General features: G+C 54.8%; 9 protein-coding genes. 6 read left to right on the top strand and 3 right to left on the bottom strand.

From position 1 onward, the window contains the following. Positions 1 to 19: 19 nt before the first annotated feature. The 3 genes from C7386_RS08345 to C7386_RS08355 all read left to right on the top strand — a co-directional run bounded on the left by C7386_RS08345 (position 20) and on the right by C7386_RS08355 (position 3347). The gene (locus C7386_RS08345) at positions 20 to 952 is read left to right on the top strand and encodes a DUF975 family protein (protein ID WP_165815511.1); all 933 of its coding nucleotides are present in this window, start codon (positions 20 to 22) and stop codon (positions 950 to 952) included. 181 nt (positions 953 to 1133) lie between these two features. After that, complete coding sequence (locus tag C7386_RS08350; RefSeq protein WP_165815512.1) at positions 1134 to 2006, top strand: mechanosensitive ion channel family protein; 873 nt, start codon at positions 1134 to 1136, stop codon at positions 2004 to 2006. A 183-nt stretch (positions 2007 to 2189) separates the two neighbouring features. Further along, positions 2190 to 3347 (top strand): Gfo/Idh/MocA family protein, encoded by a 1158-nt coding sequence (locus C7386_RS08355; RefSeq protein WP_110436725.1) that lies wholly within the window; start codon positions 2190 to 2192, stop codon positions 3345 to 3347. 84 nt (positions 3348 to 3431) lie between these two features. On the opposite strand, the gene C7386_RS08360 is transcribed toward C7386_RS08355, so the two are convergent. Both C7386_RS08360 and C7386_RS08365 read right to left on the bottom strand, forming a co-directional pair. Further along, entirely contained in the window at positions 3432 to 4589 is a 1158-nt protein-coding gene (locus C7386_RS08360; protein WP_116705271.1) for a DHHW family protein, read from the bottom strand. Positions 4590 to 4602: 13 nt separating this feature from the next. After that, entirely contained in the window at positions 4603 to 5823 is a 1221-nt protein-coding gene (locus tag C7386_RS08365) for an MBOAT family O-acyltransferase (protein WP_318261267.1), read from the bottom strand. A 362-nt stretch (positions 5824 to 6185) separates the two neighbouring features. Between C7386_RS08365 and C7386_RS08370 the strand changes: the two genes are divergently transcribed. From C7386_RS08370 to C7386_RS08380, 3 genes are all read left to right on the top strand, one after another. Further along, entirely contained in the window at positions 6186 to 7526 is a 1341-nt protein-coding gene (locus C7386_RS08370; RefSeq protein WP_116705273.1) for an S-layer homology domain-containing protein, read from the top strand. Positions 7527 to 7675: 149 nt separating this feature from the next. Further along, on the top strand, positions 7676 to 8995 hold the full coding sequence (locus tag C7386_RS08375) for an MATE family efflux transporter (RefSeq protein ID WP_116705274.1): 1320 nt from the start codon (positions 7676 to 7678) through the stop codon (positions 8993 to 8995). Positions 8996 to 9838: 843 nt separating this feature from the next. Next, positions 9839 to 10606, top strand: a complete 768-nt coding sequence (locus C7386_RS08380) for a tRNA threonylcarbamoyladenosine dehydratase (protein WP_110436730.1) — start codon at positions 9839 to 9841, stop codon at positions 10604 to 10606. A 73-nt stretch (positions 10607 to 10679) separates the two neighbouring features. On the opposite strand, the gene C7386_RS08385 is transcribed toward C7386_RS08380, so the two are convergent. Beyond that, positions 10680 to 10776 (bottom strand): IS3 family transposase (locus C7386_RS08385; RefSeq protein ID WP_133241578.1); only part of this gene is annotated, 97 nt, incomplete at its 5' end.

Consider the following 10776-nt stretch of genomic DNA (forward strand, 5'->3'; position numbering starts at 1 on the left):
AAAGAAAATGGAGAATTTTATGAACAGTTTTACAGCTGAGACCCGCAGACAGCTCAAGCGGGAGCAGAAGGTGTGTGTAATGGAAAACCTTGGCCGGTGTATCGGCATCCAGCTGATGTATCTCGTGCCGTATGTGCTGCTTATGGTGATCCTGTACGTTTCCGTGTTCGGCAGAGCGTTCGCGCTCATCGCAGGCGGCGTCAGCGCAAACGATTACCAGCTGATGGCGGCGCTCTCGCGCGGACTGAATACCATCTGGCTGTGCATTGCGCTCATGCTGGCAATCACAGGCCCCCTGCAGTTCGGCCTTATGCACTTTTACATCGGTCTCGCACACGGCGAGGATGTAACGGTGGGTACACTCATGTATCCGTTTACCTCGCTGAAAAGTGTCTGGGCGGGCATCCGCATGGTGTTTACGCTGTGGCTGCGCGGCATTATCTGGTCAATCGTGCCGACCGTCATCTATTCGGCAATCGTATTTTCGGTTGCTGTGGCTGTCTCGGATACAGCACAGTATCAGGTGATTGCGGGAGCGCTGCAGGTTGTGTACCTGCTGGTGATGATTCCGATTCGCGTTAAGCTGCAGACCTACAATGCTGGCTGGCTCCTGCTCGCGCAGGACGAGAACCGCAGCGCATGGGCGGCTACGCGTGAGGCTTCATGGGCGTTTCGCGGAAATCTGATGAAGCTGTTTGTGTTCGACCTCAGCTTTATCGGCTGGTATATCCTGACGGCGGTTGTCCTCTGGGGATGTATCCTGCTCGGCACGGTCGGTGTGACTGTGATGAGCACCGGCATGGCGATTGCGGTGTTCGCGGCAGCTCTGGTGGCGGCGCTATGCCTGACTGCCGTACTGAACGGTTTTCTCTCGGCGTATATGGAAAGCTCGTTCGTGCGTATGTATGAGCATCTGACCGAACCGTCGGTGGAGTTTTATCCGGAAGGGTAAGCATCCTGCCGGGCAACCTGCATTCGTGGAGGTTATGCGGTGATAGCATCAGGCAAACGACAGGATATCATTTATGAACGTGTGAAAAGCCTCGGAGATGTATGCTCCGAGGCTTTTCCTATTGTATCGTACCCGCAGATACGCTATAATAAACCTATCTCCGGAAAGAGAGGGAACCCTGATGTTTGAATGGTTTACAGAATTTATGGAATCGCCGCTGGGAAAGCTGATTTCCACGGGAATACTGGCCGTGGCGGTGCTGCTCCTGACGCTGGCGGCGGCCGGACTGGTCAATCGGCTGATGAAAAAGCTGGTTGACCGTCACCGGAAAACGAACAGCAGTATTGCGACCGTCTTAGGATTTGTGCGCTACATAGCGGTTGCTGCGGTGTACTTTGCGGGCGGCATGGTCATCGTAGGTGCGATTCCGGTGCTGTCGAGTGCGGTGCGTACTCTGCTGGCTACCGGCGGTGTGATCGCGGTGGTTGCCGGTCTTGCTGCACAGGAAGCCCTCGGCAGCGTGGTCAGCGGCGTGATGATCCTCGCATTCAAGCCGTTTAAGATGGGCGATGTCGTGCGCTATGTCGATAATGACATCACCGGCTGCGTTGAGGAGATCACGCTGCACCATACTGCAGTCCGCACGTTCGAGAACAAGCGCGTTATCATCCCAAACAGCAAGATGAACAGTGCCATCATCGAGAACGCCGACTATGCGGACAGCAAGGTCTGCGTGTTCCTGACAGTGGGGATTACCTACGAAAGCGATCTCAAAAAAGCCAAAGAGCTGCTCGCCCGCGAGGTGCGGAAGCAGCCGGCCTTCCTCGATATTCGCACCGAGCAGCAGAAAAAGGACGGCGTGCCCGATGTGCCGGTCGTTGTGCTTGAGCTGGCGGATTCCGCGGTTGTTCTGCGTGCATCGCTGTGGGCGAAGGATAACGCCACTGCATTCGCGCTCAAGTGCGCCGTGCTCGAGGGCATTAAGCTTACCTATGACGCGGAAGGCATTGATATTGCATATCCGCACATGCAAGTCGTAAAAAGTGAGAAATGAGGAGGCAGAAGTGAGGAGCGGGCGGTGATTTCCCGTGTTGTCGGGTGGCCGGTGGTCTCCTGCGCAGCGATAAACCGCAACCGAAACTCCTGTCTCCTGCCTGTAAGAAATCGCAAGATATTGTAAGACAACCACCCGCATTCCTTTTATAATATGGTCAAAGAGCAAAGGGAGGAACATAAGATGAAGAAATTACGCGTTGGTGTAATTGGCATTGGCGACATCAGCAATGTTTACCTGAACAATCTGAAAAAGTATGACGCAGTCGAGGTGGTGGCGTGTGCCTCACGCGGACTGGAGAAGGCACAGCGCAAGGCAGCGGAGCACGGTATTCCCAAGGCATACGCCTCCGGTATGGAGCTGATCGCTGACCCGGATATTGACATTATTCTCAATCTGACAACGCCGCAGGCACATTATGAGTATAATCTGGCAGCCTTGAAGGCAGGCAAGCATGTCTACACGGAGAAGCCGCTGGCGATGACGTTTGAGCAGGGCAGGGAGCTTGTTTCGCTCGCCAAGGAGAAGGGACTGCTGATTGGCTGTGCGCCGGACACCTTTCTCGGCGGCCGCTTGCAGAACATCCGCGAGCTGATCGACAGCGGCAGACTGGGCCGCATCACGGGCGGCGGTGCGTGGTTTGTCGGTCACGGGCACGAGTTCCACCATCCGGCTCCGGCATTCTTCTATCAGCCGGGTGCGGGCCCGCTGTACGACATGGGGCCGTACTACGTCACCGCGCTGCTCAGCCTGCTCGGCCCGGTAAAGCGCGTCTGCGCAATGGCCACCAAGGCAGGGGAGACGCGAACTGTGCCGTCCGGCCCGAGCAAGGGACAGGTGCTGCCGGTGGACGTGGATACTCATATCAACGCGATTCTCGAGTTTGTGTGCGGGGCACAGGTGACGCTGACCTGCAGTTTTGACGTCTGGGATTCCGAGCTGCCGCGCATGGAGATTTACGGTACTGAGGGTACGGTGCTCATTGATGAAAAGGATCCGATTTCCGGTCCCAACCTGTTCGGCGGCGATACGCTCATGCGCACGCCCGACCAGTACCGCTGGGCGGATGCCGAACGCCGTCCGGAGAACGTAAACGCGCCGTGGCCGGTCGTGCCGAACAGCCATCCGTATAATTCGGTCAGCCACGCCGAGAACCCGCGCGGTATCGGTCTGGTGGATCTCGTCTACGCGCTCGAGGAGGGCCGCAAGCCGCGTGCCTCCGGCGAGATGGCGCTGCATTCGCTTGAGGTGATGGAGTGCATCCTCAAGAGTGCACATGAGCACGTCTTCTGTGAGCCAACAACTACATTTGAGCAACCGAAGCCGCTTGATTGGCAGTAATTGAAGTAAAAGCCCGAGAAGGATTTTTCATTCTCAATTACACCGCATGCCTACCTGAAAAAGACACCCCGAGGGGTGTCTTTTTTATTCCGCAAGTCCCATCGTGCCGTTTCCTTCGGTGGTGATGCAGGTCAGATCATCGCGGACATACAGCACGACATCGGGTTGATAATCAGCGATATAATCAAGAATATTCTCGCCGTCATAGTGGCGGTAATCCAGGCTGCGCATTTCGTCGCACGAGGTATACAGGATACCCTCCAAAGGGTTCGTGAACGAATCACCGACGACAAGCATACGCGGCAGACCGGGACGGTCTGTCTTAATAATGGTTTCGCCGATGTCACCGCCCATGTAGTAATCATACACGTTGTTGAAATTTTCGTTGACCACCGTGCTGGCAACCGGCTTGCCATTATCCGTGCGGGTGAAGGGCACAGGCGTGCCAAGCGTAAAGTGGTACAGCTTGTCATCTGTGGGGTACTCGCCGAGCAGCTTGCGGGAACGGGAGCCGAGAAACGGTCGCTCGATCGGCTCGATGGTCACATCGGTGGTGACAGGTGCGTCTATGCCGAGCGTCTGCAAGTGCTCCATGGTGCGCAGATAGGTCTCGTATGCGCCGTAAAAGTTGTAGTGATGGTCGGTTTTGCTGTAATATTTCTCCGGATTCGCACAGAGATATTCAGCCATGTTCAGGCAGTCAATGCCGCGCGCATCCAGTCCGGCGAGGAAGTTCGTGCGCATGGAATTATCCGTGTAGGTGCCGGACGTGAGGTACGACGGATATTTGTACCGCAAAGCACTGCTCTGCTCGGGAATGGACAGATAGACGAACTTTGCACCGACAGTCTCACACGCCGCGCTCACCTGCGAGAGCGCATCCAGTACGGTCTGCATATTTTCATGGTCATAATCGGTGCGCGGCTTGCCGTGATAGGGCAGCAGCGTATCGCCTGCGATAACCGTGTTGCTGACGACCGGATTGTGCAGCGCAAGCTCCTTGCGGACGTTCAGCCGCAGCAGTGGAACACGGCAGGCAAAGTGGTCGCTGATATAGGTCTCTACATCGGAGAAAAACGTGCCGTCCAGCACGGTCTCGACGCTCGGCACCGGAAAGACCGCCAGCCTGCGGTTTTCGTAAAACGAGCCTTTTTCCTTTGGGCTGAATACACTGACAGCCGAAAAAACGGCCAGCGTGCCGCAGAACAGAACGGTTTTGACAATATGCTTCGCGTTTTTCATGGTCTCAGCCTCCTCAGAAACGAAAGTAGATAAACGGGTTATAGCTGCTGGCGAGCAGGCGCATCAGGCACAGCGTGAACAAGACAGCCAGCACCGGAAACTCCAGTACACGCCATATACGGGTGGACTTGAGACGCGGGAACACCGGCGCGGACAGTACAACACCGAACAGCAGGTACGGCCAGAACCGCAGCAGATATTCGATTACGAACCGATTGAGCGGTACCGTCGAAGTGAACATGCTGCCGAGGTACTGCACCGCCAGTCCCATCGAATCGCTGCGGAAGAACACCCAGCCGATGACGATGAAAAACAGCGCGTAGAGGTGCTGCAGCACGGACGGCAGGCGCGTAATCCATCCGGCGAGGAATTTCTTTTCCAGAATGAGCAGCACGCCAAAGTACAGACCCCACGCCATAAATGTCCAGTTAGCACCGTGCCAGAAGCCGGTCAGCGTCCATACGGCGAGCAGATTGAAAATGTGCCGTGCGGGCGAGCACCGGTTGTCGCCCAGCGGAATGTACACATAGTCGCGGAACCAGGTGGACAGCGAGATATGCCAGCGGCGCCAGAACTCGGTGACCGACTTGCTGATGTACGGATAGTTGAAGTTTTCGAGAAACTCGAAGCCGAATATTTTGCCGAGACCGATCGCCATATCCGAGTAGCCGGAGAAATCGAAGTAAATCTGCAGCGTGTAGCCAATCGCGCCCATCCACGCACCGGCGGCAGACAGCTCGTTCGGTGCATATTTGAATACGCCGTCCGCAATCTGCGCGAACACATTGGACAGCAGTACCTTCTTGCTGAGACCGAACAGAAAGCGGCTGATACCCTCGGAAAACTGCGCAAACGAGTGCTTGCGCACGGCAAGCTGCACGTTGACATTGTGGTAGCGTACGATCGGGCCTGCGATCAGCTGCGGGAACATGGAGACGTACAGCGCCAGCGAAAACAGATCGTGCTGCGGCGGAACCTCCCGGCGGTATACGTCAATGACGTAGCTGAGCGCCTGAAAGGTGTAAAACGAGATGCCGATCGGCATGACAATGCCTGTCACCGGAATACTCAGTCCAAGCAGACTGTCCGCCGTACTAATGAAGAAATTCAGATACTTGAACACACCCAGCAGGCTTAGATTGGCGATAACGCACAAAATAAGCAGCGGTTTTCTGTATGTACTGCGCATGGACAGACCGAACAGGTAGTTCATCAGTATCGAAAAAATTAGCATGCCGATCAGCCTTGGCTCTCCGTAGAAATAAAAGAACAGGCTGAATAAAAGCAGCACCGCGTTCCGCACTCGGATAAATTTCTGCGGCACGATATAATAGCAGAACAGCGCCGCCGGCAAAAAGAAAAATAGAAAAATCAGACTGCTGAAAACCATGTAGCAAACATCCCTGTATGGTAAAATTGCTGTCAGAAAGGCAAAACAACCGACAAAAAGCACCTTTAGTTTACCATGTTCTGCGCGGATTTGCAATCATGCATCAGATAGCCGCATCGTTTCTGAATTGTTGTTTACTTTTTCCAAGAACTATGCTATATTAAGGATAAGCTATTGGCTGTTTCGATTAAAAGGAGGAAGACAATATGAAAAAGATGAGAATCGCACTGGCATCCATGCTGGTTGCTGCCGGTATTACGGCAACAGCCGGTGCGGCGAACTTCACAAACTGTGCGGACCGCCTGAAGGACGTGGGACTGTTCCAGGGCACTAATCAGGGTTACCAGCTTGACAAGGCACCCACCCGTGCCGAGGCTTCGGCAATGCTGGTCCGTCTGCTGGGCAAGGAAGCCGAGGCGGAAAAGCTGACCTACACCGCACCGTTTACCGATCTGAAGGGCTGGGAAAAGCCGTATGTGCAGTACCTGTACGATAACGGCCTTGCCAACGGCATGAGTGCGACTGCCTATAACCCGACCGGCAAGTGCTCTGCACAGATGTATACCACATTCCTGCTGCGTGCACTCGGCTACTCGGATACCAAGGGCGATTTCACCTATGCCAAAGCACTGGATTTCGGTGAGCAGGTTGGCCTGGTGGACGATGTCAATTGCAGCACCAAGAATTTCCTGCGTGACAACGTAGTTGCAATGAGCCTGACCGCGCTTGATACCGATGTCAAGGGCAGTGACAGCATTCTGCTCGATAAGCTGGTTGCAGACGGTGCGGTTGACAAGACCAAGGCTGCTTCTCTGGGCGCATTTTTCGCAGACGCGGACGCATTCAACACCGCTGCGGAGAACACCTCGGCGGAGTCCAAGATGGCTATGGATATGAACATCAAGGCAAGCGTTAAACTCGGCACCACCAAGCTGCTCGATATGTCCATGCCGATGACGGTTAAGACCGATATGAACCTCAAGGAGCTGGACAAGTCCGTGATGGCATTCAGCGGCAAGCTGAACATGACGATCGACCCGTCTTTGGCGAACGGCGGCGATACCAGTATTTCGCAGGATATTAACTATTACTTCACCAATGGCACTTACTACATGGATATGGGTGCACAGGGCAAGTACAAAATGGCGATGTCCTTTGATGATGTGCTGAACGGCATGGAGATTTCTGCTATGAACAGCTCTGTTCCGGTCAGCGCGATCGAGAGCATTACCAAGGGCAGCGGCAGTATGACCGTTAAGTACAACATGAACAGTGTCTTCAGTTCCGACCTGTTTGATGAGCTGCTCGGCGGCATGTTGGACGGTGTTTCCATCAAAACCCGCGATATGAATGTTACCGCGAAGGCAGTCAATGGCATGCTTACCGATACCGCGATTTCCGGTACGGTTGATATTACGGCAGAGGGCGAGACCATCAGCGCAACTCTGAACGCAGTCGCTAAGGTAACCGCTACCGGCGATGCGGTTAAGATTACGCTGCCGACCGATCTGGACAGCTATGTCGATCTGCCGACCGAGATTAACTGACGGCTTGACAATTCCGCACCTTTTATGATAAACTTATTTCACTAAAATTTGTGTGGATTTTTACAGCATCTCAAGATGTTCTTTTTCGCCGCACGACCGGGATTCCGGCCGTGCGGTTTTTTTATTTGCACAAAAGGGAGGAACCGAACGTGAACCAACGCTTTATGCGGGAAAAACCGATACTGCCGCTGCTGCTCTCAATGGCGCTGCCGATGGTGGTTTCCATGCTGGTGAACTCGCTGTATAACATCATCGACAGCCTGTTTGTTGCAAAAATAGGTGAGGACGCGATAACAGCACTGTCGCTGGTTTATCCGGTGCAGAATTTGATAAACGCGCTCGCTATCGGCTTCGGCGTGGGCATCAACGCGGTGATTTCGTATCATCTCGGTGCCGGTGAGACTGATAAGGCAGACGCGGCGGCGACGCGCGGTATTGCGTGCTCGGTTATCCATGGCGTGGTGAGCATGATCGTGTGCATCACCGTTATGCCGCGTTTCCTGCGGCTGTTCACAGATTCCGAGCAGGTAGCGGAGATGGGGACGCAGTACGCGTCCATCGCGTTTGCGTTTTCGGTGATTATCATGGTCGGCCTCGCATTCGAGAAGATTTATCAGGCGATGGGTCGCATGCAGGTGACCATGACGGCGCTGCTGCTCGGCTGTGTGACAAATATCGTGCTGGATCCGCTGTTCATCTTCGGTATCGGGCCGTTCCCGCAGCTCGGCATGCGCGGCGCGGCACTCGCCACCGGCATCGGCCAGCTGGTAACGCTGGCGTTCTATCTGGTGATATATCGACTGCGGCCGGTGTCCGTGCATATCACACGCAAGGGGCTGCACGGTACTCGAGGCATCACGGCACGGCTGTATGCGATCGGCATTCCGGCGGCACTCAATCTGGCGCTGCCGTCATTGCTCATCTCGTGTCTGAATGCGCTGCTGGCTGAGCTCAGTCAGGCGTATGTGGTCGTGCTCGGCATCTATTACAAATTGCAGACTTTCCTGTATCTGCCTGCGAGCGGCATTGTTCAGGGCATGCGTCCGGTGATCGGTTACAACTACGGTGCGGGTGAGCGGGAACGCGTCAGCCGTATTTTTCAGGTAGCGCTTGCGCTGTGCGCGTGCATTATGATGATCGGCACTGTGCTGTGTCTGGCGTTCGCGTCTCCGCTGATGGCGCTTTTCACCGAAAATATCCGGACGGTGGTCATCGGTGCACATGCGCTGCGCATTATCTGTGTGGGATTTCTTGTTTCAGCGGTTTCGGTTACGGCGTCCGGCGCACTGGAAGGACTCGGAAAGGGTACGGCGTCACTCGTGATTTCGCTGTGCCGGTATACCGTGGTCATTCTGCCGATCACGGTCGTGCTGTGTAGGATTATGGGCGCGAATGGCGTCTGGCATGCGTTCTGGGTGACGGAGTTTATCTCGGCAGGAGTTGCATTGGTCGCTTGGAAGCGAGTGTAACTGCGCGGGCGCCTGCCGCGCCCGCGCGGCGGGCAAGAGGGTAGACACCTACGGTTTCTACCCTCTTAACTCCCGTTTCCCTTTGTTTCCGAGTCTGGCGCAGACCAGAGATCGGCGACCGCTTCGAAATAGGGGAACGGCAGAGGATTTTTTCTACCGTAGGAGAGCACAGTGTGCTCCCATTTCTTTACCTATTCGCAGTGTCAGATTCCGTTCTGCTACACAGGTCGGCTATTCTACGTTGGGTGCGGCATGACAGTGCCGCACAATTTGTTAGCGCGTTATGATAGATAGGGCGTCTGCGAAGATAAATTGCACCAAATGCCTAAATCCGTAGGTGCCGTGCGGTATAACGTGTTAAAGAATTGCGCAACACGGGTATCCCCCAGGAGACCCTCTCTTGCCCTGCGGGCAATTCACCTTGTGTTGCGCCTGCGTGGATTTAACCGTATGTGTAGCAGTACGCTGTCTGTGAACTGCGAAAAGGCGGAGAAAGACACGCAACGGTAACCCGACTGCCGTTCCCCTTTTCGCAGCGGTCACATGTCGGTAATCTGCGCCAGACTATCCAAGGGAAAGGGGTGATTCACAAGAGGGTGGAAACCGCAGGTGTCTACCCTCTTGTGCGCCCGCGCGGCGTCAGCGTACGTTCCCGCGCTCCGCAGAGCGCAACTCCCCGCTGAGGTTCAGCGAAAAACTTCCCGCCCGTTAGGGGCGAACACGCCTGCGCAGTTCGGCCTCGGTCAATCGGTGCAGGGAAACGACAGCTTTCCTATTGACACAGTAGGCATTCCCCGCTATACTTATAACTAAGCGAAAAACTGCACGAAAGGGAGAAAAAACTTGCTCAATCAATTTTCGAGAACCGAGCTGCTGCTTGGCAAGCAGGGCATGGAGCGCCTGTACAACGCGCGTGTTGCGGTATTCGGCATCGGCGGTGTAGGCGGCTACACAGTAGAAGCGTTGGCGCGCTCGGGTGTCGGCACACTTGACCTCATCGACGATGATAAGGTGTGCCTGACCAACATCAATCGCCAGATCATCGCTACCCGCAAGACGGTCGGTCAGTATAAAGTAGAGGCCGCTGCCGAGCGTATTCACGATATCAATCCGGACTGCAAGGTCAACGTTTACAAAACTTTTTACACGCCTGAGACCGCTTCTCAGTTCGATTTCACCCAGTATGACTACGTTGTGGATGCGATTGACACCGTAACCGGCAAGCTCGAGCTGATCGAGCAGGCAACCAAGGCCGGTACGCGCATCATCAGCTGCATGGGGGCGGGCAACAAGATTCACGCTGACAAGCTGGAAGTGACGGATATTTATAAGACCTCCGGCTGTCCACTCGCGCGTGTTATGCGCTACGAGCTGCGCAAGCGCCGTATCCGTAAGCTCAAGGTTGTTTACTCCAAAGAGCCTGCCATGACGCCAATCGACGATATGGCGATCAGCTGCCGCCAGAACTGTATCTGCCCACCGGGCACCGCGCGCAAGTGCACCCAGCGCAGGCAGGTTCCGGGCAGCACTGCGTTTGTGCCTGCTGTTGCGGGGCTTATCATTGCAGGCGAAGTTGTTAAGGACCTGACCGGCGTGGAGAATAAAGGATAACACAGGCAAAAACCGTCATCTCAAATGTGAAGTGACCCCAAAAAGTTAGACAATATTTTGAAGTAAAAATTGTTTAAGCAGCCGAAAGGGCTTGCTGTCTGTGAATTGCAGGCGGCAAGCCCTTTAGCTTTGCCTTGATCCTGCGGTTGTTGTAGTAATCCAGATATTCA

This window comes from Agathobaculum butyriciproducens, from assembly GCA_003096535.1.
GTDB classification, from domain to species: Bacteria; Bacillota; Clostridia; order Oscillospirales; family Butyricicoccaceae; genus Agathobaculum; species Agathobaculum butyriciproducens.